Annotated in this window: 29 protein-coding genes; 5 read left to right on the top strand and 24 right to left on the bottom strand. The window is 39.3% G+C overall.

Features of this window, described 5'->3' with window-relative positions; translation table 11 throughout:
- The 3 genes from JZO85_RS22495 to JZO85_RS22505 form a co-directional block, all read right to left on the bottom strand.
- Window positions 1-115: transposase (locus JZO85_RS22495; protein WP_207110778.1), on the bottom strand; the 115-nt coding region annotated here is incomplete at its 3' end.
- Window positions 116-301: 186 nt separating this feature from the next.
- Window positions 302-766, bottom strand: coding sequence for a tRNA (N6-threonylcarbamoyladenosine(37)-N6)-methyltransferase TrmO (tsaA, locus tag JZO85_RS22500; RefSeq protein ID WP_207110754.1), 465 nt, complete (start codon window positions 764-766; stop codon window positions 302-304).
- A gap of 91 nt (window positions 767-857) precedes the next feature.
- Complete coding sequence (locus JZO85_RS22505; protein WP_347401823.1) at window positions 858-1,682, bottom strand: MerR family transcriptional regulator; 825 nt, start codon at window positions 1,680-1,682, stop codon at window positions 858-860.
- A gap of 114 nt (window positions 1,683-1,796) precedes the next feature.
- On the opposite strand from JZO85_RS22505, the gene JZO85_RS22510 reads away from it, so the two are divergent.
- The 3 genes from JZO85_RS22510 to JZO85_RS22520 all read left to right on the top strand — a co-directional run bounded on the left by JZO85_RS22510 (window position 1,797) and on the right by JZO85_RS22520 (window position 3,954).
- Window positions 1,797-2,660: an SPL family radical SAM protein gene (locus tag JZO85_RS22510; protein WP_207110756.1), complete on the top strand. Its 864-nt coding sequence runs from the start codon at window positions 1,797-1,799 to the stop codon at window positions 2,658-2,660.
- Window positions 2,661-2,739: 79 nt separating this feature from the next.
- Complete coding sequence (locus JZO85_RS22515; RefSeq protein ID WP_207110757.1) at window positions 2,740-3,012, top strand: hypothetical protein; 273 nt, start codon at window positions 2,740-2,742, stop codon at window positions 3,010-3,012.
- 21 nt (window positions 3,013-3,033) lie between these two features.
- Window positions 3,034-3,954: a LacI family DNA-binding transcriptional regulator gene (locus JZO85_RS22520; RefSeq protein WP_207110758.1), complete on the top strand. Its 921-nt coding sequence runs from the start codon at window positions 3,034-3,036 to the stop codon at window positions 3,952-3,954.
- A 132-nt stretch (window positions 3,955-4,086) separates the two neighbouring features.
- Here the strand turns inward: JZO85_RS22520 and abc-f are convergent, their stop codons facing one another.
- From abc-f to JZO85_RS22580, 13 genes are all read right to left on the bottom strand, one after another.
- The gene (gene abc-f, locus JZO85_RS22525) at window positions 4,087-5,583 is read right to left on the bottom strand and encodes a ribosomal protection-like ABC-F family protein (RefSeq protein WP_207110759.1); all 1,497 of its coding nucleotides are present in this window, start codon (window positions 5,581-5,583) and stop codon (window positions 4,087-4,089) included.
- Between the two features lie 308 nt (window positions 5,584-5,891).
- Complete coding sequence (gene alsE / locus JZO85_RS22530; protein ID WP_207110760.1) at window positions 5,892-6,563, bottom strand: D-allulose 6-phosphate 3-epimerase; 672 nt, start codon at window positions 6,561-6,563, stop codon at window positions 5,892-5,894.
- Between the two features lie 26 nt (window positions 6,564-6,589).
- Complete coding sequence (locus tag JZO85_RS22535) at window positions 6,590-7,333, bottom strand: SDR family NAD(P)-dependent oxidoreductase (protein ID WP_207110761.1); 744 nt, start codon at window positions 7,331-7,333, stop codon at window positions 6,590-6,592.
- 50 nt (window positions 7,334-7,383) lie between these two features.
- The gene (hxlB, locus tag JZO85_RS22540) at window positions 7,384-7,938 is read right to left on the bottom strand and encodes a 6-phospho-3-hexuloisomerase (protein WP_207110762.1); all 555 of its coding nucleotides are present in this window, start codon (window positions 7,936-7,938) and stop codon (window positions 7,384-7,386) included.
- Entirely contained in the window at window positions 7,922-8,974 is a 1,053-nt protein-coding gene (locus tag JZO85_RS22545) for a galactitol-1-phosphate 5-dehydrogenase (protein ID WP_207110763.1), read from the bottom strand. The genes hxlB and JZO85_RS22545 overlap by 17 nt, the downstream gene beginning before the upstream one ends.
- Before the next feature lie 17 nt (window positions 8,975-8,991).
- The gene (locus JZO85_RS23235) at window positions 8,992-9,819 is read right to left on the bottom strand and encodes a PTS system mannose/fructose/sorbose family transporter subunit IID (RefSeq protein WP_242550503.1); all 828 of its coding nucleotides are present in this window, start codon (window positions 9,817-9,819) and stop codon (window positions 8,992-8,994) included.
- Window positions 9,820-10,578, bottom strand: coding sequence for a PTS mannose/fructose/sorbose/N-acetylgalactosamine transporter subunit IIC (locus JZO85_RS23240; RefSeq protein WP_242550504.1), 759 nt, complete (start codon window positions 10,576-10,578; stop codon window positions 9,820-9,822). It lies immediately after the preceding gene.
- 183 nt (window positions 10,579-10,761) lie between these two features.
- Window positions 10,762-11,238 (bottom strand): PTS sugar transporter subunit IIB, encoded by a 477-nt coding sequence (locus tag JZO85_RS22555; protein WP_207110764.1) that lies wholly within the window; start codon window positions 11,236-11,238, stop codon window positions 10,762-10,764.
- 2 nt (window positions 11,239-11,240) lie between these two features.
- Window positions 11,241-11,657, bottom strand: coding sequence for a PTS sugar transporter subunit IIA (locus JZO85_RS22560; protein ID WP_207110765.1), 417 nt, complete (start codon window positions 11,655-11,657; stop codon window positions 11,241-11,243).
- Window positions 11,658-11,843: 186 nt separating this feature from the next.
- Window positions 11,844-14,366, bottom strand: coding sequence for a sigma-54-dependent transcriptional regulator (locus tag JZO85_RS22565; RefSeq protein WP_207110766.1), 2,523 nt, complete (start codon window positions 14,364-14,366; stop codon window positions 11,844-11,846).
- A 172-nt stretch (window positions 14,367-14,538) separates the two neighbouring features.
- Window positions 14,539-14,664, bottom strand: a complete 126-nt coding sequence (locus JZO85_RS23385; RefSeq protein ID WP_277988965.1) for a hypothetical protein — start codon at window positions 14,662-14,664, stop codon at window positions 14,539-14,541.
- A 295-nt stretch (window positions 14,665-14,959) separates the two neighbouring features.
- Window positions 14,960-15,850 carry an AraC family transcriptional regulator gene (locus tag JZO85_RS22575; RefSeq protein WP_207110767.1) on the bottom strand — a complete coding sequence of 297 codons (891 nt, stop codon included), beginning with the start codon at window positions 15,848-15,850 and terminating at the stop codon, window positions 14,960-14,962.
- Window positions 15,851-15,934: 84 nt separating this feature from the next.
- Window positions 15,935-16,432 (bottom strand): GyrI-like domain-containing protein, encoded by a 498-nt coding sequence (locus JZO85_RS22580; RefSeq protein WP_207110768.1) that lies wholly within the window; start codon window positions 16,430-16,432, stop codon window positions 15,935-15,937.
- 188 nt (window positions 16,433-16,620) lie between these two features.
- On the opposite strand from JZO85_RS22580, the gene JZO85_RS22585 reads away from it, so the two are divergent.
- Window positions 16,621-17,595, top strand: coding sequence for a serine hydrolase domain-containing protein (locus tag JZO85_RS22585; protein WP_207110769.1), 975 nt, complete (start codon window positions 16,621-16,623; stop codon window positions 17,593-17,595).
- A gap of 34 nt (window positions 17,596-17,629) precedes the next feature.
- Here the strand turns inward: JZO85_RS22585 and JZO85_RS22590 are convergent, their stop codons facing one another.
- From JZO85_RS22590 to JZO85_RS22625, 8 genes are all read right to left on the bottom strand, one after another.
- Window positions 17,630-18,172 (bottom strand): DUF1697 domain-containing protein, encoded by a 543-nt coding sequence (locus tag JZO85_RS22590; protein ID WP_207110770.1) that lies wholly within the window; start codon window positions 18,170-18,172, stop codon window positions 17,630-17,632.
- 9 nt (window positions 18,173-18,181) lie between these two features.
- Window positions 18,182-18,931, bottom strand: coding sequence for a GNAT family N-acetyltransferase (locus tag JZO85_RS22595; protein WP_207110771.1), 750 nt, complete (start codon window positions 18,929-18,931; stop codon window positions 18,182-18,184).
- A gap of 127 nt (window positions 18,932-19,058) precedes the next feature.
- A complete protein-coding gene (locus tag JZO85_RS22600) occupies window positions 19,059-20,246 on the bottom strand; it encodes an aminotransferase-like domain-containing protein (RefSeq protein WP_207110772.1) in 1,188 nt (395 codons plus the stop codon).
- Between the two features lie 117 nt (window positions 20,247-20,363).
- A complete protein-coding gene (locus JZO85_RS22605; protein ID WP_207110773.1) occupies window positions 20,364-20,666 on the bottom strand; it encodes a DUF6506 family protein in 303 nt (100 codons plus the stop codon).
- Between the two features lie 52 nt (window positions 20,667-20,718).
- Window positions 20,719-21,627 (bottom strand): sensor histidine kinase, encoded by a 909-nt coding sequence (locus JZO85_RS22610; protein WP_207110774.1) that lies wholly within the window; start codon window positions 21,625-21,627, stop codon window positions 20,719-20,721.
- Complete coding sequence (locus JZO85_RS22615; RefSeq protein WP_207110775.1) at window positions 21,614-22,303, bottom strand: response regulator transcription factor; 690 nt, start codon at window positions 22,301-22,303, stop codon at window positions 21,614-21,616. Before JZO85_RS22615 ends, JZO85_RS22610 begins: the two co-directional genes overlap by 14 nt.
- A 69-nt stretch (window positions 22,304-22,372) precedes the next feature.
- Entirely contained in the window at window positions 22,373-23,128 is a 756-nt protein-coding gene (locus JZO85_RS22620; protein ID WP_207110776.1) for an ABC transporter ATP-binding protein, read from the bottom strand.
- Window positions 23,129-23,145: 17 nt separating this feature from the next.
- Window positions 23,146-25,467, bottom strand: a complete 2,322-nt coding sequence (locus JZO85_RS22625) for an ABC transporter permease (RefSeq protein WP_242550505.1) — start codon at window positions 25,465-25,467, stop codon at window positions 23,146-23,148.
- 338 nt (window positions 25,468-25,805) lie between these two features.
- On the opposite strand from JZO85_RS22625, the gene JZO85_RS22630 reads away from it, so the two are divergent.
- Complete coding sequence (locus JZO85_RS22630; RefSeq protein WP_207110777.1) at window positions 25,806-26,261, top strand: Lrp/AsnC family transcriptional regulator; 456 nt, start codon at window positions 25,806-25,808, stop codon at window positions 26,259-26,261.
- Window positions 26,262-26,390 lie beyond the last annotated feature (129 nt).

Genomic DNA, 26,390 nt, shown 5'->3' on the forward strand with positions numbered 1-26,390 from the left:
TATCTTTTCTTAACACACAATAAATTACTTTCCTTCTGTATTTTGGTGTGAACACGATGTGGTACTTACAATTCCAGCGTGTATGTGATAAACTTTTGTCGTCATTTGATGGCATAGAAAAACTCCTTTCGATAAAATGAGCGGTTGGTAGCCACTTAGTAGTATATCGAAAGGAGTTTTTAACGCTAAAGCTCTTTCGTCCACGCGTAGAAACGCGCGGTTTTTTTGTTTCACTCGCTAGCGCGAGCGAAACTGACTGAAGTCATTAAAAAAAGAAGTCTCATTTCTGAGACTTCTGCACTTATTCCGGAAAATTGAATTCAGCTCCCCAGTCAAAGCCTCCGGAGCTTTCAAAGCTTTGGGGCCAATGTGCACACCAATCAGGTCCTTTAAAGCTTTCTAATACATCAGAACTTGCTGTGTAAGGTTTAATATCTAAAATTGGACTGCCATCCTCCGCATCGAGATATTCAACATACACTTTGTTCCCTTGGATATTGATTATTTTTGCGGCTGATAATGCGATCGGATTTGGTCTGACTGGTCCCCGCGTTGCGAAAGTCCCCAGCTTCTCTGGTCCGTTAGTATACGGTTTACTGACTGTCGTCCCGCGCAATTCAGGAATATCTAGGTGATGGAACCAATAGAGGACATAAAGATGACTGAAATCCTCCAGTCCAGTCAACCCATCTTGGTACTCAGGAAGCAGCTCCAAATAAACACCTGCATCTGTTTGTTTTACTTTACCGATTTCTTTGATTTCCATAATATCTCCTATCTCGGGATAAAACCTATCCTCAATCATATCCCCTAATTTTTTTGAGTCGCGACCTCTAATTAGAAGATAAATCCTCACGCTATGTGAGAGTCAAGGAGATTAATGGAATTTGTAATTCTGTCAGATATTCCTCTGGATTATTCGTATGCTCGGGACCTATATGACAAATTTGACGTGTGGTTTTTATCATTTGAAATTCTGGGTGTTCCTCCAGCCACTTAGCAAATGCTTGGTAGGCTTCAGGGAGCTGATGATAATTTCCCTCCACATAAAAAATTGCAGCATGGTCAATTTTTGGAAGCTGTTTCATTTGCAGTGGCTTCACTGCTTTTTTACTAGAGATAATTGCTACCTCCACATCGACGCCCTCTTCCAAGTATTCTTCATCGTGAAAAATCGTTAAACATTGATTCGAATCAGACGGAAAAGGGAGCCCTTGTTTTTTTAGCAATGACTGAAACTCTTCCCACAACAAGCCTTCATGATAAAAGCTTTTGATTTTTTTTCGCAAACTTATGACAGGAAAGGCTGGAATTTCTTTGATTTTTACCTGATAATTCCCTTTGTGCTGCATCCGTTGGATCATTTGCTGTATTTGTTGTTGGCGGAATTGATCACGCTGAATTTCTTTTTCAATTTCGCGATCTTTTTTTAGTAATGCTGCGGTAAAAATTTTGGGATCTTGCTGGATCAAGCTCTTGATTTCTTTCAAAGAAAACTTTAGCTCTCTTAGTAGAACAATTTGCGCTAAGACATCTAACTGTCTCACTGAATAGTAGCGATAGCCTGATTCTTCATCCACCAGCTTAGGATGAAGCAGATCGATCTCATCGTAGTGTCGCAGTGTGCGAATCGATACCTGTCCTAGCTGAGAAAATTCACCGATTTTGAGCAATAAAAACACCTCCATTGCCTATTATACCTATACTTTTGATTGTTATCAGTATAAATTTATGGGATAATAAATACGAACTCTTGTTCTTTTCGTCGGCATTTTATTTTTGAAAAGAGGTGGACTATGCATTACAAGAAATATAAAACAATTTTGTCTGCGAAGAACGGCTTGAATCTCTTTCGTGGATGTACCCATGGCTGTATTTACTGTGATAGCCGCAGTGATTGTTATCAAATCAATCACACCTTTGAGGATATTGAAGTGAAGGCAAATGCGCTAGAGATTTTTGAACAAGAACTACAACGGCGGAGAAAACCTTGCATGATAGGGACAGGAGCAATGACTGACCCTTATATTCAATTAGAGCCACGGCTGAAGATCACACAGGGCGCATTAGAATTGATCGATAAATACGAGTTTGGTGTGGCGGTCCAAACAAAATCATCTCGGATTTTGCGTGATCTGGATGTGCTGAAATCGATCAATCAAAAGACCAAGGCAGTTGTTGAAATGACCTTAACCACCTATGATGAAGACTTGTGTAAAATCCTGGAGCCCTATGTCTCAACGACTAGAGAACGATTTGAGACCTTGATGAAATTTAGAGAAGCAGAGGTGCCGACTGTGGTTTGGTTATCCCCAATCCTACCATTTATCAACGACAGCGAAGAAAATTTACGCGGCATTTTAGATTATTGCATTCAGGCTGGAGTTAAGGGAATACTATGCTTTGGTTTTGGTGTGACGATGCGGGCCGGTAATCGGGAATACTTTTATCAGCAATTAGATAAATACTTTCCTGGCATGAAGAAAAAATACATGTATGCATTCGGTGAAAACTACGTCTGCAATAGCCCAAACAACGACCGATTGATGGAAATTTTTATCGAAACCTGTCAAAAGCATGGTATCCTTTGGAGGTCAGAAGAGGTGTTTCGCTACCTGCATGAATTTGAAGACAGACGCGAACAGCTATCCTTATTTTAAAAAATGAAGTAAAACGCTTGCTATGAAACTCGTTTCATAAATTATACTTCCCTTGTAAAGAAAAAAGGAGGAATTTTTTATGAATACGTATGTGAAAGTTCAGCATGATGAGACGCAAGAACATTTTCATGTTTCCCTGCATTTTTCTCAGGACCAATTGAAACTTGTACGAAGCCGTGGGTTTAAACGGCCGATTATTCAAAATCTTCAGCTGGCTGAAATCAAGCATTTACTAATCAATGACCTGTTGGGCTGTCCCGTGGTTAGTTTCTTTTATCGTGACCGTCGATACACTTTTTACCAATTTGGACCTGCTGTTATTGAATATTTAAAAGAGCATTTAGCTGCTTAAAAAGTTTAGAAGAGGTGTCCCATGGCAAATATTCGCGATATTGCAAAAATCACTGGTTACTCGGTCTCAACCATTTCTCGTGTCATCAATCATCATCCCTATGTTGATGATACTAAACGAGCAAAGGTATTAGCGGTAATGGCTGAGCTAAACTATGTGCCCAATCGTTCCGCTCAAAATCTGAGTTATGGCAGAACCAAAAACATTGGTGTGATTCTGCCATTTGTCAATCATGACTATTACGATCAGATGCTCAGCGGAATCATGCAAGCGGCCTTTGACCATGGTTATCAAATCAGTTTATTACCGACAAACTATGATCAAGAATTAGAGAAACGCTATCTGGCTGAATTTTCTAAACGCGCATTTGACGGATTGATCGTTACGACGAAAGCAAACTCGATCAAGGTTTTTCTTGACTATCTGCAATACGGACCGATCATCTTTTGCGAAGAAATACCAAATGCCGATGTAAGCTGTGTCTATATCAATCTGAAAAAATCTATAAAAGAGGCTTTTTCCTATATGAAAGAAAAAGGCGTGAAAAATCCCGGCATGACTTTGGGACGAAGCAAGAACATTAGCCACAACTCTGAATTCTCCATCCAAAAAGCCAAGGAGGTTTATCCTGAGTTCGATGAGGCCAATATTTTTTGGGATTGCATCGTCGCAGAAGATGGTATCCAAGGCGCTGCGTTCTTTAAGAAACGAGAAGTTGATGGGATTTTGACTTTTGGTGACAGTATTGCTGCAACTATTTTGCAGCAACACAAGAGTGATAAGCCCTTAGTTATTGGCCGGGAAAATCTCTTGATCAGTGAAGTGATGGGATTTTCAACCATTGATCACCACTTAGCTGAATGTGGCAAAAAAGCTTTTGAAGCTTTCTACTACAACAAACACGAAAAAATTTGCATTCCGCATCATTTTATAAAGAGATAAGTCAAAAGCAGCTGGACTTTAAACATCCACCTGCTTTTTTGCTTGCGACTTTCCATTCGTAAAGTAAAATCAAAAAATACTTTTCTTTCTTAAAGCGACTGCCTAATCATTCACTCTTTTCGAAAACTCCGCTTATAATCTGACAACTTTATCACTGACCTTTTTTACAAAATAATCGTCATGCTCAATCAGGATCAGCGTTGGTTTTACGCGCTGCAGTAACTCCAGAATTTGCTTTTGGTTGAAGACATCAAGATAGTTTAACGGTTCGTCCCAAATATATAGATTAGCTGTTTGGGATAAAGATTTTGCCAGTTCTACTTTCTTGCGTTGCCCCATACTCATGTCTTGAATCCGATTAGCAAAGACTTGCCGCTCCATTCCTAGTTTACGCAAGTTATTCAAAAATTGAGAATAATCCAATCCCTCTTTTTCCGCAAAGGCCTCTAAAGTTCCTTGATTGCTTTCATAATTTTGGCGTATACGGCTGATAGTTAATCCGTTCACTCGTTGGATCACTCCTGTTATTTCCCCAGGAAATTCTCCTAACAGCGCTTGGATCAAAGATGTTTTGCCGCTGCCGTTTTTTCCAATAATCGTGAGACATTCACCTCGCAATAATTCAAAGTTCTTCCCGCTAAATAATGTTCTATCAAAATAGCTTAAAGCTAAATCTTCTACCTGTATAATTCTCCGATGGTAATTTTCTTCATAGGAGATGGTCAAGGCGTCGACCGATTCAATATTTTTCAGCAGCTTTTCTTTCTCGCTGATTTGCCCTTCTACTCGTTGAACAATTGCTTTTGACCGTTTCATCATGCGGGCCGCATCTGCTCCTATCGCCCCAGGACTGACTCGGCGATATTCTGTATCAATAAATCCCTTGGGTTTATTTGTTTTATCCTTTTCACGAGAAAACGACCATTCTGCTTTTTCCCGTGCAGTCCTTTGCAGGCGGCTGATCTCTTTTTTCAATTTACTGTTTTGGGCCAGTTCATAAGCATCGCGCTGGGCCTTTTGTTCTTCGTAAGTTGAAAAATTTCCTTGATAAAGAATCAACTGACTTTTCTCAATTGCTAGGATATGGTCCACAGCCTGATCTAAAAAGTTTCGATCATGACTAACTAATATATACCCCTGCTGTTTTTTTCTAAGATAGTCGGCTACTAATTGTCGCCCTTTGATGTCTAAATGATTGGTCGGTTCATCGATCAGTGGAAAAGAATACTCATCCAAAAATAAGAGCGCCAAAAGAGCTTTGGTCTGTTCGCCTCCAGATAAGGTCGAAAATGGACGCCACAATATATCCAGATCACAGTTCAATAACGTCAGCTCTCGTTCTATTTTCCAAATCTCTAAACCCTCTTCTTCAGTTAGAGCAAAATAAGTTAATTGCGTAGGATCATTGATTTTTTTAGGGAAATATTTCATTTCAAGCTGGTGGACTATCTGTCCTTGGTAAGGTAATTCTCCTCTCAGTAAATTCAGCAGTGTTGTTTTTCCGCGCCCGTTTCGACCTACTAATCCAAGCTTCCAATCAGCAGCAATAGTTAGTTGAGCATCATCAAAAAGCAGTGTTCCCAGCCGATCATAACCAAACGTTAAATGATTAATTTTTATATTTGTCATAATAAACACCTCACTTTGGCTTCAAATGAAGCCAAAAAAGACCCAGTTATTTTCGAAAAACTGGGTCACAGAGCTATTTTTAGACAGTTCGACCAATAAGCAAATAAGCCGCTTCTGTATAAAAAGGAACCTCGATGATCATCCACCAATTTTTCGAAAATCTGCACACTGCTCCCTTAGTCTCCAGAGGTACAGTCTGAATGCAGCTTTTCTACTTCACTGATGAATCAATCATACGAGATCCCTCACTTTCCTTCTTCTATTTTTACGATATCACGAAAACGCTTTATCGTCAAAATTTCTAGGAATTAACTTATCACTGCTGTAAGGTGCTCATACATTAGTTCTACCGATTTCTCAATGGAGTCATCTAAATTAAATAAGCCACTTGTTCCTACAATTAAAATATCTGCTCCAGCCTCGATCATCGTACGATACGTTTTTTCATTACAGGACCCATCGATTTGAATGTCAAACCCCAAGTCGTGCTCTTCACGATAAGCTTTTAGTTTTCGTACTTTGTCTAAGCTTTCTGAGATGAATGTCTGGCCGGCAAAACCAGGGTCCACCGTCATTACTGTCACAATATCAATCAAATGAAGATAATCAGTAATCACATTCAACGGTGTTTCGGGATTTAGAACCACGCCCATTTTCTTTCCCAGTTGTTTGATTTTTTCGCTTAATCGAAAAGCATGACCGTTCAAATATTCTGCATGAATACTAATCACTTCTACCCCCAAATTTAGCAATTGATCTACATACTCAATCGGATTTGTCACCATCAAATGTGCATCTAGAGGAATCGCGGTGTGATCCTTAAGCTGTTCAATAAACCAAGGAGATAAGGTCATGTTGCTAACGTAATGACCATCCATAATATCTATATGATAGTAATCAACGGTCTGGTTCAAACAATTGATTTGTTCCTCAAATTTGCTAATATCCATACACATCAGCGACGGAGATATTTTTACCATATTTGCCCCTCTTTCCTTTTAGACTTTTAATTAACAGATTGTCCACCATCAACGACCACTTCTGAACCCGTCATAAAACGTGACGCATCTGATGCCAAAAAAACAACGACATCGGCTACTTCATTGGCTGTACTGATTCGCTGATATAAAGGAATTCGGCCTCCCATTTCTTCCATCGTCCGTTCAGTAGCCTCCGCTGCATGTTCAGCCATCTGAGTTTTGATATAAGCAGGATGAACAGAATTTGCTCGAATGCCTCGAGGTGCGAACTCGATAGCCACAGCTTTAGTCAAAGCGGAAACAGCACCCTTTGAAGCCGCATAAGCAATCCGATTCTTCGATCCTAAAAATGATGCGATCGAACTAGTATTAATGATACTGCTACCTTCGCCCAATAATGGCGACATCATTTTTATTCCTAAGAAAATACTTAACGCATTCACGTCCATCGTTTTCTTCCAAAGTTCTACACTCGTCTCTTCAATCGTTTCGATTTTGAAGATCCCAGCATTATTAAACAGCACATCTACTTTACCAAATTGCTCTTTAATTCCATTGGCGGCCTTTTTCCAAGCTTTTTCATCTGTCGCATCAAAGCAGAATGCATGTATTTCATGTCCTTTGAATTTATCCAATAACGTTTGTACATTCTCTTGATTATTGTCATTGACCAAAACGATGAAATCCTTGTCTAGTAACTTTTCGACTACTGCTTTGCCTAGTCCTCCGGCAGCACCAGTGATAAAAGCAACTTTCTTTTCATTGTCCATTTCTTAAACCCCTTTTAAAATAATCAAACTATGAAAATTAAAGCTGACAGCTATTCTAAATTCGCGTGACGACTCTTCAGATCATTCATGGTCATCTGCTTTTCATTCATCAAACGCAAAACTAATACATCATGAAAAATAAGCAGTCCTTGTTCAAACACCGTTGTCATCGGTTGGATCGAGACAATGGTTTGATTGCTTTTAGAGGGACTATCAAATTTGACAATATGGTCGGCCAATCTGGCAATCGAACTATTGGAATTTGATGTCAAATGGACCACTTTCGCGCCATACGATTTTGCTTTTTTTGCAATCTCCAGAGGAATCACTGATTCCCCTGAGCCACTACCTACAACTAAAAGATCCTTTTCAGTAATCGGTGGTTCATTTAAATCACCAACCATGTGACAGCTGACTTCCAGATGTGTCAATCGCTTAACCGCCGCTTCTAATGACAAACGTACTCGGCCAACACCGATAAAAAAGACTTCTCGAGCTTCCAATAATGCTTTTACATATTGATCAATCTCTTCGCTAGAAACTTTTTCCAATAAACGATCCAGCTCTTCCATTACTGCTTGACTATTCTCATAATAATTTTTCATTAACCATCAACACCTTATTGTAAAATTCTTTTTTCTCATGGATCATATCAAACGCCTCAATCAACTCTTCAATTGGAACTTTATGAGTCACTAACGGTTTTAAATTCAACTGCTTATTTGCAATTGCTTGAGCAGTCACTTGCCATTCGTTTTTAGGAAAATGTTCGTAAACACTGTTAAACATGCCCACAATCGTGCCTTCTTTTCGCATAAATTGGTCATATGTTTTCTGCTTAAAAACCATATCCGAATGTGGATTTCCCAATAAGATCACTCTTCCAAAGGTACGGATGGATTGCGCGCATTGATCAAAAGCCGCACTGGAACCGGTAGCCTCGATCGAAACATCTGCTAACTTTCCATCTAAGGTTTCTAAAATAAAGGCTTCCGCGACTTTCTCCTGACTATTACATACATCTTCAAAGCCTAGTTCTCGGGCGAAAGCGACTTTAGTAGGGTCAATATCTATCAATAGAACTTTCCCAGCACCGTTGATCTGAGCCCATTGTGCTACCATGACACCAATCGGGCCCGCCCCATAAATGACCACATTATCGCCAATAGTTAATTCGGCTTTATTAATGACGTGTTGAGCCACAGTAGCAGGTTCAACCATTGCTCCTTCTTCATAGCTCACTTGATCCTCTAAAAGAACCAGATTGAATAAGGGGATAGCTAAATACTCCTCAAACCCGCCATCTGTTCTTGAACCAAAATAATTATAATTTTTGCATTGTGCGTAATAGCCGGATTCACAGTATTCACACTCATTACAAGGTAAAAGAGGAAAAACGGCGGCTTTCTTACCTAAATATTCTGAACTGACATCATCAGCGACTTCTACTATTTCTCCAGAAAACTCATGCCCCAATACAGTCGGAAAATGGTATGAACCAGTAACATAAACCCGTGGAATATCCGATCCGCAGATTCCACAGGCCATGACACGAATCAATACTTCCCCTTTTTTAGGTACAGGTTTCTCTTTTTCTACTAATTCTAAATGATTGATTGCTTTTAAATCGACTGCTTTCATACTCTATTTCCCCCTACTTATTTCGGAATTCCCAAAATACCTAAATAGGATAATGAAATTCCTAAAACAAAGATAATCAGAATGATTAAATTGATATTTACTTTTTTACGTACCAACCAATAAACCAGCATTGTGATCGCCAATGGAACTAACCCAGGCATTAACGCATCAATAACCTGTTCCTGAATACCTAATTTGACGCCCTTAATATTCAAAATCATTGGAATCTCAATGTTTACTCGGGAAGCCGTCATACAGCCGACAACCATCAAACCGACCATACTGAAAATCTCTGTTAAGCGAGCAATTGTTCCTTCACGCAGCATCGTTAAAATAAAGGATTTCCCCTTTTGATAACCCAAACGGTACATATTCCAGCCAAAACCAATCAAGCAAATCTTGTAGGCGATTTCAAAAAAGATCGGTCCAACATAACTACCATCAATTGCTAATGAACACGCGATACCTGCTAAGATTGGATAAACAATCCCTTGACTGACTGTATCGCCAATCCCTGCGATCGGTCCCATCAAACCTGTCCGTAAAGAGTTAATCGTTTCGTCCGTGATATCCTCAGCACCATTGGCACGTTGTTCCTCCATTGCCGCCGCAACTCCCGGGATCATCGTTCCAATGAAAGAAGGTTCCGTATTATAAAACACAAAATATTTCTTCAATTCTTGTACCTGGCGTTCTTTGTCTTCAGGATAGAGTTTCCGAATGACTGGCACCATTGCATTTGCTTGCCCCAAAGCTTGTAGACGTTCATAATTATACGCGGTCTCACTCGAATAAGTCAGCGCCCAATTTTTTAATAATTCTTTCCTCGTTAATTTTGCTTCCATTTATGATTGCCCCTTTCCAGCAGGTTTCATATCAAGAAATCCAGTATTATAGAACACAAAGCCCATGATTGCAGCAACGGCTGTTACCGCCATAACATCCAATTTCAAGTAGACTGCCAGAATGAAACCAAAGAAGAAGAAGGGCATGATCTTCTTATTTCCCATAAAGCTGATCAACATCGCAATCCCTAATGCAGGCATGATTGCTCCGACCACTTGCATCGCATCAACAAAAGAATCCGGAATCATGTTCAACAGGTTCTTCATAGGCTCTGCCCCAAAATAAACGAGAATAAAAGCCGGAACCCCTGTAACAAGAAAATTTAAAATTCCTGATGGAACATAATTCATCATACGCATTGCTCGAATGTTTCCATTGTCTAAGAATTTTTCCGCCCGATGGACCCACAGTGCATTGATAGACATTGTTAATTGGAAGGTTAAAATTCCGAACAAACTGAATGGTACAGCAAAGGTTACCGCTAAACTTGGATCTGCCCCTGATAAAATCGTCATCGCCGTGCCAAATACTGCGGCAACGGGCAAGTTCCCTGGCATTGTTCCCCCAGCAGTGATCCAACCAAGATAAGCCAAGTTAATATATGCAGCCGCTTGCATCCCCACCATCGGTTCGCCCATTGCTAATGCCACGAGAAACCCTGACCAAATCGGATAAAGCCATGAACGGGTGATTAAATGACTGGGCCACCAATTACAGACCGTTGAAATAATAGCAACTAATATTGCAGATAAAAGCATTTTTCTTCCTCCTTATTCATATTAAAGAATTAATTTTTCCAAGGAAAAATTAGTCCAATCTTCATGCCATAAATCATTCCAATAATTGTTTGAACTATAAATTGTTGTGACAAATTTGATTTGTTTTTATCACGTTACAAACTACAAAAAGTAGAACTGACATCTTTTTTCTATTAAAACAATTTATAGATATTTGGAAAGATCTATTTCTTTTTGATCTGGAATAATGTGGATCACAACAGGAATACCACGATCGATCAATTTTTTGAATGTGGCACGCTCTTCATCAGAGGCAGAAATATTCTTGTACAACACTCGTCGGTTTACTTTAGCGCCCATCCCACCAACAACCAACTTATCAATCATGATTTCTTTCTCCACTATCACGTCGATAGTAATCGGTGCTTTAACTAAAATGATCAACCGTTTATTTTCTTTTTCTTGTTCATTTAGAAAAGTTACAGCCTCCTCTAAGCCTTTTACTACAATATCGATTCCTGCAGGTGCCGACATTTTTAAAATTTCACTCATAAAATCATCTTTTGCAACTTCATCATCAATAATCAAAATCTGGTTCGCTCGTGTTTTCTTTACCCATGCTGTCATTACTTGTCCGTGAATCAGACGATCATCGATTCTGGTTAATACAATTTCACTCATTTTTATTCATCCTTCCTATAATTTTCAAAAAGTTCTTTAATTCCATCTTTTCCAACTGTTTGAATATATTTTGCTAATTCATTTAACTCCATTGTTTCTCTGCTGCATACCGCTTCGATCACCATCGGTAGATTTACACCAGTAATTGAGCGATAGTTTACCTTGTCCTTTAATACTTGATAATTCTGAGCCGTCACATTGTAAGGACTTGCACCGAAGATATCGCAAAAAACGATGACTCCCTTTCCTTGTTCCATTTTCAGCATTTTGGCAGCAACCTCTTCTTTATAGTCTTCAATACTTGTTTCATGATATAAACCTAACGTATCGATATTTTCTGCCTCGCCCGTAATTAACTTCAATGCTGAAAGATAACCAGCAGCAAGGTCCCCATGGGTTAGTATTAATACACCGATCATCCTTTCACCTCCTCACTCTCTATAAAGCAATAAGCATACCAACTCTATGAACAAACAAAAAGAAAGCATCAAATCAACGTTTTTTATGATAAAACGTAGTTGATACTTTCCAATGAACAATTTATTTTGTTAGTGTGCTGTCCAATTAAAAATAGTGTGCTGCTATTCTTTCATACAGTGTGTTAGCTAGTAAACTAAATCTGTATTTACTTCGATCAATTCCATTAAATAGCTAATTTCACTATCCTCGACTACAATGGCATAACGATTTTCTAAAGACATCAATAAGTCTTTAAGATATTGATACAACTCACGATTGCTTTCAACAATCAGGACAGTATCTTCTCGTAAAAATTGTTCTTTACGAATCGCCCGTTCAATCATATTGCTGGTATGAAATAGGAATTTAATCCAAAAATCTTCGAAGTGATCAATCTGAAAAGTCGTGGTAATCTTCTTCGCTTCGATCTCTAACAAATCATAAATGGTGGCACCATCTAAAAAGATCAAGCTCTCTTCTAGGATACAAATAATTTTGCTGCGGCGATCATCTGTAAACACCCTGCCTCTTTCTTTCATTATTTTTACTTGAAAGTCTTCAACACTATTACCAATGTAGGCACTTTGTTCGACAATATCTTCCGAAAGCTCTGTGATCGACATTTTCGGCAACAATGATTTTCTGGTCGCTTCGATGACCATTGGTGTCGTCACCATTTTAATCGTCTTCGTTGGAATACCAGTCTTTTTTGTGATAATATCGCCGAACATGTTCAGTGATCCCATATCACTTAGAATCACAACGCCTTTTCCTTGGTCGATTTTTTGGATCAACTCAGTGGCTTTTTCCAGCGTATCACCAACCGATTGAGATAAGGGCATATTCAATCCGACTGCATGATCGACATTCAGTAATTGATTGGCCGTATTTGCTAAATCAGTAGCAGCACTTGTTCCGTGCATCAAAATCAAAACTCCGATTTTTTTCTCAGTGTACTTTTCATTCATCGCCTTCAAATACAACGAGATAAAATATTTTTCACTTTCAGGTAATTGCACTTCAAGTTGATTGGAAATCTCACGACAGATTTGTTCAGCAACTTCAAGTTCTTTTTCCAATGCCATTTCATTAGGTCGTTTGTGTTCTAAAAAAGAATTGTCTCTAAAAGAATAACCTTCAGTAATTTTTTCGATCAAAGTATCTAAATGCAACGCTAGACTTTTGATATTACTCTCCTCTAGGTGATAACGTTCTCTAGAAGCGATTCTTTTTAAAATATTGACAGTAACTTCATAATTTTTACGAGAAACAATTTTAAAGATTGCCTGCTGCTGATTCCCTTGTTTTTCTGCCAACTCCTGTGCTTTTCCATGAATGATTGACTTTAACGGTGACAAAGAGCCCTTGCCATCTAGATATTTGTGATAGGTTTCTAACACATCATGAGAAACACTTTCCTCCTCATCAACTAAAAGAAACGGATCATAATCTCGCTCTTCTTCAGGAGTAAAAACAAATTCATCGATTTGTAGCAATTTAAGTTTTTCTCTCAGCTCACCGTTGATCTCAGGGGAATGTGTATAGTAAAACTGATCGATCAAATACGTTGAAAGATGTGACAGTTTCACTTGAATAATATCTGAATTGCTAGAAATACTGTCAACCAAAGCGTTAGCACATAACAGTTGAATATCATTTTTCAGCTGTCCAATATTACCTACAGGATCATACTGTAAAAAGAAACGGATCACATCCTCATTCACCTGCAGCTTACGTTCAATCTTCTTTGCTTCTTGCTTGAAGCAAAAATAAATCAACTTAATTTTTTCAGCCAACCCGCGTTCTTTTACACTAGGCATAAAGATTTTTAACGGAATACGCCTTAAGAAAGTTGATAAAATATTCCCTTCGATTTCCTCTGTTGTTGCACCTATAATCAGCACCCGAACTTTTCTGGGATTTGATGATTCACCTAAACGATAATACTCTCCTCGATCCATTATCGAAAATAACATTTCTTGACCTTCTGGCGGTAGTCGATGAATTTCATCTAGAAAAAGAATGCCGTTGTTGGCTGCTGCGATTAGTCCATCCTTATCTGACTCCGCTCCTGTAAAGGCATGTTTTACATGTCCAAATAGGTGATCTAATAGTAAATGCTGGTTGTTAGAATAATCAGCGCAATTAAAAACCACATAAGGAGAATCTTCTTTCAATTTTCCTGCATGCTTGGCATATTGGTACATGAATCGGGCAAAAGTTGTTTTACCTGAGCCAGAGGGGCCCGTCAATAAAGAATGCAACCCGAACGGCGGATAGAGTAACGCGGCTTTTGCCTGTCTTATTGCATTTTCTAGAGATCCATCATAGCCGATCAATTCAGTGAAGGGATAATCAGTAGGATAGTTATTATCATGGGCAGATAAAAGTTCCTCCAATTCCTGAACAGTTAGCGACTTTTTAGATTCGACTTCTTTTCCAATTTCTTTCTCAATCAAATGTTTCCCAAGAAAACAAACTGGACGACCGGCTAATTTGATTACTTTTTCCTCTTCTACTAAACGATTTAAATCACGACTAACATTGTAGCGTGCTATTCCAATTTCATCTGAAATACTAGTAGAATCTATTTTAGCCGACCCGTTTCCAGAAATAAATATTTCTGTTTGTTCACATAAAAAAGCAAGAACACTGTCCTTTCTCCCCATTACTCCCAACCTCCTTTATTAGTGACATTGTACACAGATTAAGAAGCGCTTTCAATATGCGTTTGTTTCCCGTATTCCAAATGAAGGATTTTTAACAGATAGAACAAATAAAAGGGATACACTATTTGCACCACATGATATGATAAGAATAATTCTGTTAAAACTACTTTTCTTAATCACTTTCAACAAAATATTTCTCTTGGACCATTTTCAAAATTTCCGTTTTCGGTAGCTTTTTCGTTTTATTCGCAAACTCATAGTAAGCGGGCTTTTGATCATAATAGACTTCCACAGACAATACCACATCTCCTTAATTCTCGAATAAATCGATCGAAATACTGTACACATCTGTTGGTAATATGTGGTAAAAAAGATTTGATCCGCAATATGCATCTCAGAATGAAAATTCTGTACGTAAATCGCGATCTTTCCACATAAACATGTTGCAGTTTTCTTTTTTCCTCACTTTCTTATTCAGCACTTTATTTTATTATAAATAAAAAATAGTCGTGCGCTTGATCCTATTTGCTGTCTTTTCTGAGGGATAGATAAAAAAGACAAGAATGATCACCCATTCTTGTCTTACATCTCTCTTATTTCTTAATCGGCAGCCAGATTTCTAAGCATGCGCTATCCCCCAAGGTGAGATAGGTTTCCAGTTCTGGTCCGTCGATCTTTTGATACTCCGTTTGCGGCAGCCAAGTATTGAAAATCTGCTGCTGCAATTGGTAATACGCGTTTGAAACATTCTCTGTTTTACGATAATCGTAGGGATCGCTAACGAAAACAGCATACGTCTGTTTAGGAATTTCCAGCGTCAAATAGCTCGATGTCGTCTTTTGATTCAAAACAAATCCTGTAAAATAATTCAGATAACCTGATTGTGGTTTTGCAGGATTTGCGACAGCAAAATAAGGCGCGCGTCTTAGACCAAAAAAGCTTTTTCGAGTGGCATCGCTCTCGGCAAAAGTTCTCAGCTCTTGATCCATAAAGAAGCTTTCCCAGTGCTTGCCAGTATTTCTAAAAAGATCATCCTCCAATTGATAGGCCGCCATTTTACCAACGATAGTGAAACTCGGCAACTGCTCGATATGGTAGTTCAACATTTTCCCGCCATTTATCTGAATATCCAATCGAATCGGCGGAAAGAAATTGACGGCGGCTTCGATATCCTTGGCCTGACTAGGTGCAATGCCGTGGAATTTTGAAAACGCCCGATTAAAAGCTGAACGGTTTGCATAGCCGCACCGTTCAGATATCTCGTCAATCGGAATTCCTTTTCGCAATAATTCGACCGCTTCTGACAGACGCCGGTAACGCAAATAATTCGAAAAGGAATAACCCGTTAAATAAGTGAAGAAACGGTGGAAAGTATATTCCGAAAGCAACGCCTGCTTTGCTAATTGCTTCAGTGAAATGGCTTCAAATAAATGATTTTCTATATAAGCCAAGGTGCTTGAAAAACGCTCAAGATCTTTTGACATGAAACTCCTCCTGTAAACTCTCTTTTATAAGAATAGCATATCAAGGAGAAGCTGCTAAACTTTTCTAAACTTATGCTGAGTCGATTATTTTTTTCTTACTGGTACCCAAATTTCGATGTCATCGCCACGCCCATAAACTTCAAGATCCGGACCGCCGGAAATCATCTCACCTGTCATATAGCCTTCATTTAACAATTCATATTCCGTTGACTGCGGTGCCCACTTAGACACGATCGCAAATTGCGTTTTTCCGGAAGTTTTTCGCGTACAAGGAAAAACTGCCCACATATTTGCCGGCACCTCAACTTCGTATAAATCCGCTGGTGTATCATTCGTAGTTGCAACAGCAATATAATAATCAAACTTTTGTGCATCTGTATCATCCACATTATAAAAACTAGCTCCAATCAATCCAAATGGTTCGTGATTGATCATTGGTAAAAGTGACTCCTGTTTGCCGGCAGAAACGATCTCATTCCAAAATGCCGGGCAGTCCTTCATCCCTTGACGATTCGCATTCGTCGATTCCTTTTTAAAACCTACTAGCTTAAAGCTCGCTAATTCAACAATCCGATGTTCCATAGTAAATCCCTCGCTTTCTTTTCTTCACTATAGCAAAACAAGCTTGATTTCCTTTTACCCTTTTTGAAGCAAAAAAAGAGAAGAACCTTGACTTGGTAAAATTTAACTTTTTTAAAATAACACTTGATTATGATTTTTAATGCACTTACTCTAAGTATAGAAGGCGCCTTCGGAAATGGAGGAACACAATGAACGAAGAGAAATTCAAACCGATTCAACAAAAAATCAAGACAGACTATCAGAATATTACTGGGATTATTGTGCAAAAAAATGATCAGCTGCTTTATGAAGAATATTTTAACAACTGCGATGCATCTAGTAAGATCCATGTCTATTCAATCACCAAAAGTATCCTGTCACTATTATTAGGAATTGCTCAAGAACAAGGCTATCTTAATGAACTAGACCGTCCGATAGTAAGTTATTTCCCAGATTATCCAACAAAAAACACGACGATCAAAAACATTACATTGGAAAATTTAATAACTATGACCGCACCCTTCAAATATAAGTCCGGCCCTCTTGCATATATCAAATATTTCATGAGCAAAGACTGGGTCAAGTTCACCTTAAAGCAACTAGGTGGAAAGCAGCAAATCGGCGAATTCAATTATACGCCATTGATAGGACCTGATCTTCTATCCGCCGTCCTTTCACGCTCCACGAATCAGAATGTCCTCGAGTTTGCTCGAAAAGAATTATTCGAGCCCTTAGGTATTGATGTCGAAAAAACGATCTATTTGAAATCCGCCAAAGAGCAAATGGCCTTTAATCAATCGACTACCTCAAATGGCTGGGTCGCAGATAGTACTGGATTGAATGCTGGTGGCTGGGGCTTAACGCTGACTACACGCGAACTGGTAAAAATCGGCAGGTTAATCTTGAATCAAGGCAGCTGGAACGGACAACCGATCGTTCCGAAAAGCTGGCTAACAATGATGCAGAAAAAGCACTCTTGTTGGGAACAGGAACAGCTTGATTATGGCTACTTATGGTGGATCATTGATCCTATAAAACCAATTATTGCCGCGATGGGAGACGGTGGCAACGTCATTTATATTGACCATGAACAAAAGCTAATCATCGCAATTACCGCTTTATTCAAAGAAAATGTTTATGATCGTGTTGATTTTATTCAACAAGAAATTTTGCCGCTGATATAGAAAAAATCAAGCAGTTTTGCGACTGCTTGATTTTTTAATAGTGTCCCATTGTTAACAATTTGTTGACTGTATTCGCATTGCGGATAGTCACATGATTATTGACTGAAGAGCTGGCAATTTTTGACCAACGTGCCTTATTGAACGTTTTCCGCGGCGCTGACCAAAAAATAACTTCGCCATAATGAGCGATTCGCTCATACTCCATTTTTGGCGCTCCTACTGCAGCAAAAACGTCTGATACGGTTATGGGAGCGATCATAAAGATCGCATAATGAATGGTTTCTTTTTCCTGTCCCCACCAGTCAGGCGCATGCTTTACTGTCTCGGCCAAATCTTCAACCGCCATGACGGCAACTGGAATCGTTAAATCGAACCTCTCAGAGATGACGGCTTCACATTTTAAAATTAGTTCTGACTTGTCTTCACTTTCGCTGGAAAATAGCACATTTCCGCTATTGATATATGTCGAAACCTCAGAGAAGCCAATTTCTTCAAACGCGTTTTTCAATACGGGCATTGCAACTTTATTTTTGCCGCTGACATTGATCCCACGCAAAAGTGCAATATATTTTTTCAATTTTCTCCCTCACACTGAAGCCAATAATTTCTTCAACACATTTTTATTCAACATGTGGACCGTTAAGAATTTTCCTTGATGATAAACGGCCCAATTGTTGAATATCCCCGGCTGGTGTTTTGCTTTTTCAAGGCTGTCAACTTGAACCAACCTCAACGGAATGTTTGCTTCTTCGCAGTATTCCTGCGCCTCTTTTAAACCATTTGGGATAAATGGGCATTGCTGTCCATAAAAAATCGTTAGTTCTTGTTCGTCAATGGTTTGCTTTCTGGCTGTTTCCGAAAAAGCTGGTACTGTTCCGTCAAACGACAGTGCCAGGAGCTCAAAGCCGCCAGCGATTTGATCAACAACTTGAAAACCACTTTTTTCAACAAACTTTTTATCGGTTAAAAAGGGAGTCTTCTTTTTTGAACTAATCACGCATACTCCAGCTTTATTTTGTTTTTTGGCATCCTCTAAGCAATAATTCAGCAGATTTTTTCCGTGACCTTGGCCCTTGAAGCTGCCAGAAACCCACAAACAATAAATATATAAATAGTTCTCACCAACAACAGGAACCCAGGCAGTTTCTAAAGGGGCATATTCAATAAAAACCTTCCCATTCGCATCCAGCTTCCGAAATACATGCCCTTCTGTCAAACGTTCATCGAGCCAGTTTCTTTTTGTATCAACACCAGCTTGATGCTTTTTCCCTGAGATTGCGCAGCACAGATGCTCATTCGCAATAGTTTCTTTTGTTAAATTCACATATTCTATCATCCAATCCCTCCTTCATCCTATTGCTTCAAGTATAGCATTAAGTCAGCTTCTCTCTTCTTCAAAAATTTTATTTTCCTACTATAGTAAAAGAGGGCCTCAAGCGAAGCACCTCTTCTTTCAAATCTGTTTATTCGTCTTTCAGCTCGTTCGAAATCAGCTCTCCTAAGATTTTAAAGCCAGCTTCAATCCTTTTCTCATCCATGCAAGAAAAGTTCAAGCGCATCGTATTGTATCTAGGTTTTTCTGCATAAAACGATTCACCGCTGACAAAGGCTACGTTTTGTTCGAGACTTTTTTGCAATAAATCAGTGGTATTGATACTCTCCGGCAACTCCAGCCAGATAAAGAGCCCTCCTTTAGGATGCGTATACTGAATATTTTTAGGGAAATATGTTTCGATCGCAGAAATTGCCGCATCCCTTCGTAAACGATATACCTGAATCAGCCTGCTGATATGCTCATCGATAGCATGATCCTGAATAAACTGAAAAATTTGCCTTTGGGCGAAGGTATTGCTTTGCAGATCTGTACTTTGTTTAATCAAAACCAGCTTCTCGATCACTTTTGAATCCGCCGCAATCCAACCGATTCGCAGACCTGGACAGAGAATTTTCGAGAAGCTTCCAGTCCGGAGCACATTCTCGGATTGAGGAAAGCTGAACATCGGTGGCGTTGCTTCACCTGAGTAACGCAATTCTTCATAGGGCGCATCTTCAATAACGGCCACGTCATAACGATTCGCTATAGCCAAAATCTGCTTCTTCCGTTCGAAAGACCATGTTTTCCCTGAAGGATTCTGGAAGGTCGGAATTGCATAAATCAATTTTACGTTCGCAGTACTTGCCAAGAGTTGTTCCAGATCACTGACAATCATACCTTCCTCATCTGTTTGAACTTCCAGAATGTTACCCTCAAAGGTTTTAAAGACATTCAAGGCGGACAAATACGTGGGGCTTTCACATAAAACGACATCGTCCTTATTGATCAACAGCTTTCCTATCAAATCTAACGCTTGCTGAGAGCCATGGGTAATCAAAATATTATCCGCTGTCAGCTTCGTTCCAATTCGGCTATTTTCACGCTCGGCGATCCATTTTCTAAGAGGAGCCAAACCTTCTGTTGTGGAATATTGCAGGGCCTTTTCACCATCATTTTCCAAAACAGTCATACAAGCGGCAGCCATTTGTTCGATTGGAAAAAGCTCCGCTGCCGGTAATCCTCCCGCAAAGGAAATGATTTCCGGTCGATCCGTGACCTTCAACAATTCACGTATTTCTGAAGCATTCAATTTTCCCATTCGATCGGCATATTTCATAATTAATCTTCCTTTAATTCCCTTCTCATTCTATCGCAATTTTCATTTATAGTAAACAATAAGAAAGCAGAAGCATAAAAAATACTTCTGCTCGCAACTCTTATTCTAGTTTTTTCTTTACAAATAAAGGCTATCGCCGGATTGATTCCCCAATCCCGGGTGTTTATCAAATCTTACGACACCAACAACTGCCTTCTCTCCAACCGCTTCAACAATTTTAGCTGTTCCCAAGTGACCAAATCCGCCGCATAATTCGATTGCTTGAATACCAGCTTCAACTAGTTCTTTTGAAATTTCAACAGCTTCCTCGTAATCCACTACACCAACCGTAGTTAATTCAACTGCGGGTGTTGTCACAACTGAACGATCCTTTTTACCATCTGCACCTTCTGCTACAAAAATAAATGCTGCTTTTAACATATGAAACCTCCTTTATATTTTTAGTCCCTTTGTTAGCAGACTATTGGATTGTTTAAAGTGTGAGCACAAATTTTTTAGTATATACTTCATCATCCAGCAGCTCGATTGTAAAACCATGCTTATCAATGATTGCTTTGACGATTGCTAAACCTAATCCGCTGCCTTGAAAGTTCCGTTCGGTTTCATTCTCACTGACAAATGGCCGAAAGAGTTTTTCTCGGTCCTTTAGCGGAATTGCCGTTCCGTTATCAGCTAAGACAACTTCTGTCTGATTATTGTTTTCCGTGATTGAAATTGCCAGTTTACTTTTCGGCGGATTATGCTTGCAGGCGTTGATCAATAAATTATTAAACACACGCCGCATCTCCACCTTATCGATGCTCTTTATGATCGGCTCTTCCGGCAGGTCTAAAAGCAGTTCGATTTGCTGCTGCTCGATCAAGTCATAATTATCCGCGATAGCTTCTTTCAATAAATAATTCACTGCGTATTCTTGCCGCTTTAGGCTATATTCTGTGGAATTCAATTTTGTATATTGAAACATTAAATCTAACAGCTCATTAGCCGTCAACGATTTCTGATAAATAATCGAAGAGACCTCCGCTCGTTCCTCCGGCTCGACAATATCTTCACTTAATGCTTTAGAAAAGCCTGAGATACTGGTTAAGGGGGTTTTCAGGTCGTGAGCAATATTGGCAAACAACGTATTCTGCTGCTTGGCAATTTTCTGACTTTGCTTTGCGATTTTTTTATCTAAACTTCGATAAAACAAATAAGAAAAGCCGAAAATCGCAATAAGTTGAAATACTCCCCCGATAATCATTATGAGCGTCTGATACTCCGATTCAAAGACAAGGATCTGCAACTGAGAAAAAAATTCCTCGATCAAGCCGCCAACGACCGAAAGTCCCAAAAAGTAGAGAATAAAAGAACGTAAAATCGCATTTCTAAGCTGTTTCATGGACAACCTCCAAACGATAGCCTAATCCTCGAATCGTTTTAATCCGCTCGTTTCCGATTTTTTCTCGCAGCTTGCTCATCATGACTCTCACGTTATTATCCCCTGCCAAAGGATCCTGCCATCCATGCTCGTAGATTTGTTCCTTAGTGAACACTCGACCCGGCTGTTCCATCAATAGCTTCAACACGCGAAATTCCACCGCTGTCAAAATGATCAGCTGTTCTTCAACATAAGCAGTACAAGCGTGAGTATCTAACGTCAAATTGCCGACTTTTAACTGATCCTGCCCTAATCCGCTGTTCACGCCTAATGAGTAATACCTCCGCAGCAGCGCTTTTACTCGAGCGATTGCTTCATGAGGGTCAAAAGGCTTTGTCAAATAATCATCGGCCCCGATCTCTAGTCCGAAAATCCGATCAGAGGCCTCGACCCGCGCCGAAATTACTAAGATTGGCAGATTACTGGTTTTCCTGACAGTACGGATCAGTTCAAAACCGTCAACTTCCGGCATCATGATATCAACGATCAGCAGATCAATCTTCTTTTCCGCTAAAATTGTCAACGCCTCACGACCATTAGCAGCCTCGTAATGGTTGATATCTTCGCTTTTTAAGTACATCTTTAGTAGTTTGATGATTTCCTTTTCATCATCCACATGCAAAATATTGTATACCATCAGTCCCCCTGCTTCCTGAGTTCGTCATCTAATTTTACCATAGTAACGTTTTCGGATTCGTACTTATTATTAGATTTCGACAGCTAAAACCTTCTCGTTGATTTTTTCTATGCGTTTCTCAAGCTTTTCATTCGTACAGTTTCCTAAATATAAGGTATCGACAATTTGACCGTCTTCCATGAACAGAACCTGCTCACTTTGCGCAGCCACCTTCACATCATGGGTGACAATAACCACGGTCGTCCCATCTTCGTTTATTTTCAATAAGATATTCATGATTTCCTGAGCGGCTTTCGAATTCAAAGCTCCGGTTGGTTCATCGCCAAAAATAATAGTCGGCTGACTCATCAACGCACGGCAGATTCCAGCTCTTTGCAGCTGCCCGCCAGATACCTGTGTGATTTTACGATCCTTCAGCTCTGCAATACCCACTTTTTCCATCAAGCCTTCTGCCCGCTTCACTTGCTCGGCGACCTGCTTTTTTCCTTTTAAGCTCGGCAAGATGATATTGTCGATAAGGGAAAGATTTTTCAGCAAGGTCGGCTGCTGGAAGACAAAACCCATTTGTTCCCTGCGGATATCAGCTAGCTGTTTTTCTGTCATTGTATCGATTTGCTGGTTATTAACGCTTATTTTTCCTGAATCAACCTTGTCCATTCCGCTGATCGCATAAAGCAGTGTAGATTTTCCTGAGCCAGAAGGACCCATGATTGCAACAAACTGCCCCATTTCAATTTGAATGTTCACGCTATTTAAAACAGTCACCTGTTCTTCTCCTTCACCAAAGCTTTTGAGAATGTCTGTTCCTTTTATGATTGTTTTCATTTTTTCTCCATCCTTTTCTAGTCTTTAAAGTTTTCAGCGATTTCAATTTTTCCTGCTTGCACGGTTATCGCTCTGGTGGCGAAATAAGTAACAACCAGCATCAAAATTGGACAGCCAAGATAAATCAGAGGGCTTCCTGTTAAGTGAATACTGACTCCGCCTAAAGCCGCCGATACTAAACCAGACATTGTTTTTCCAAGCGTCATGGCCAATAACGTTCCCGAACCTAATCCAACGATTAAGACGGTCAAGCTTCTTGAAAGATATTGCCTTCTAATTTCCCGGTTGGTGAAGCCCACTGCCTTCAATGTAGCGATTTCCTTTTTGTCCTTCACCAACAGCAGCTTCATGAATAAAGAAGTGATTAAGCCAGTGACCAGTAAGGCTACTAGTAAGGCCCCAATTGAAATCATCTTGACAGATTGTATCGTTGAACCAAAGGTTTGATCACGAAATTGTTCTGCATTGTTCATCTTGGCAAAAGGCAGATCTTTCTTGTATTGCTTCATTTTTTGCGATACTTTATTTGAATCCTTTAGCTTGATCGAAATATCTGTCCAGATCGTCGGTGCAGTAGTATCTTCAAAAATCGCCTTGGCTGTCTTGCCGCCGTTGAATACATTCGCATAGATTCCGCAAACTATGAATGTTTCCTCGCGACCTTCTCTGACCAAAATGATCGAATCACCAATTTTTTTATTGTATTCCTCTGCATTAATCGTAGATATGGCAATTTGATTCATTTTACTCGGTGCTTTTCCCTGCAGGTAATCTACAGGAAATTTTTGATGATTTCCTAATTCAACGGACAGCACGCTGTCAGCATTGCCAGTTTCTTTGACATCAAAATTTTTCGTCGAGATTTTACTGAAAGTCTCAACATCTGGATCATTAGCCAAATAGCTTTCGATTTTATCCTGATTCTCAACGCTGTTGGTTGATTGATACAGGCTGGTGGCTATATCAACGTTATGACTGAATCCCAAGCTTTCCACGAACTTCTCAGAAGAAGAAGTATGATAGACCAATGCTGGAACGATCATAATAAAAGTCGATAGAATGAATACCAGCAGCATAGTCAAATAGATTTTTTTCCGATTCATAATATCGATGATTCCGATTCGTGTATCGGGCGATAAAAATGCTAATTTGCGGAGGTTAAAGCGTGTTTTAGTGTTAACCTTTTCGTTTGCTCCGCTGAAGCGAATCGCTTCAACCGCCGAAATCTTTTTAAAACGATTCAGCAATCTGAAAACATAAGCAATCATCAAAACCATCACTATAATTACACCTGCGACGGCCAAAACCCAGCTCAATCCTTCATTACTACTTTCCCCCATGAATAGCTTAATATTTTTCAATAGAAGGTAACTTAATGGAATGGAAATGAGATACCCAAGCACACTGCCGATAACAGAAATCACCGCATATTTGGCCAAATAGATTTTTTTGATTTCCTTCAACTGCAGACCGATTGCCTTCATCACACCGATTTCTTTATAATCCTCCTCGATCTTTGACAACAGAGTGAAACGAATACACATAAATGTCATTAGAACCACCAGTAGGCTGATCAATAATAAAATGCCGATCATGATTCCATCTGACATAGCATTGCCCAATTTGAATAAGCGATGTGTGCCATTGGGTCCATTGACCTCTAAACCCGCTTTTTTATAGGCGGCCTCAAATTGATTCAGTTTACTTGGATCCTTCAATCGAAACTGAATGATGTACTCCAGCTTTCCTTTCGAAAAAAGTGCATCGTAATCTTTTTGGTGCAATAAAAAGCGTTTTGATCCCGCCATTTGAGAGTTCATCGTTCCATCACGTAAAAAGCCGTTGATTGTAAACGTCTTGCCAGCAATTTTTGCTTGATCTCCAATTTTGGCAAGCCCTTGCTTTTTGAAGGCTACCGGAACATACAGTTCACCCGGCTTCGGCTGAATAGGTTGATTGTCCATATCCAAAAAGTAATCAAGCTTTTTACTTTGAACCGCCAATCCATTATCCTCCACACTGTCAGCAAAGCTATGCTCGCCAAGTTCAATATCTGATCCGTTAAGGTTTAAAAACTCAGCAATCTCATAAGTTGCCACATTTCCATTCTCTTCAACAAATGTTGCCAAACGTTCTCGATCAACTGTGCCTGTGTGCATCTGCATATAGTGCGGCGATTGCGTCTTTTCCATCAAGGTGTCGATGGAACCTGCCAAATTCACACTCAAAATCGTTGCCAACGCCACTAACACAGCCGCTACCGTAATAAACATGGTTGTTATTATGGTTATCAGCTTACTTTCTTTTACATCATTTTTTATAATCTTTCGATACATCATCCGTCACCCCTGCTCCTTTTTCCTTTGTCCTATCTCTACTATAAAGAAGGAGCCTTTCTCGAATGTACACGAAATATTAACCTAGTATTAAAATTTTATTTTTTAGGAAAAAAAGTTCTAAAATACTCAATTAAAGATTATTGTCGCTGGACTTAACGATCGAAAACTTTTTTTGCATTTGACTTTATAAATGACAAGTTTTTTTGAATTATTACTTAATAGAAAGAAATACCAAATTGTTTTCATTTTTTCGTTGTAAATTGGGTTCGACCTTTGCTTACTTGTTTGCTAGCATATTAATTGAAACAAGTTCATAAAAGAAATGGAGCAGCTGCCACATGGATAAAACTGATTTAGCAATTCTCGATATTCTTAAAAAGGACAGCCGACAATCAAGTAAAAAGATCAGCGAGATGGTCGATCTGTCAACTCCCGCAGTGATCGAACGACTGCGAAAGCTGGAAAACAGCGGTGTCCTTCAGCAATATACGATCAAAATGGATCGTAAGAAGCTTGGACAATCTATTCTTGCATTTATTTCAGTAAAATTAGACCGTACCGGCAATACAAATAACTTTAAAAATGTAATCACCAAGTATCCAGCTGTATTAGAATGCCATAAAGTCACTGGAGAGTACGACTATTTACTAAAAGTCGCAGCAACGGATCTTTCCCATTTGGAACACTTCCTCTTCCAAAAGTTAAAACAAGTTCGCGGAGTCGGTGAGACACAGACGACGATCACCTTGGAAAATTTAAAAGAAGAAATCAATGGATCATTCATTGGACTTTAAGAAAGGAAACTTTTTTTTAGAATTTCTTTTCAAATCAAAAGAAAAAGGCCAAATTACTTGTAATTTGGAAAGTCCTATTGAAAAATTCCGTACAAAAATAGAGAACCGTCGAGAGTGTAATATTAACTG

Source organism: Candidatus Enterococcus murrayae (assembly GCF_017315985.1).
Lineage (GTDB): Bacteria > Bacillota > Bacilli > Lactobacillales > Enterococcaceae > Enterococcus_A > Enterococcus_A murrayae.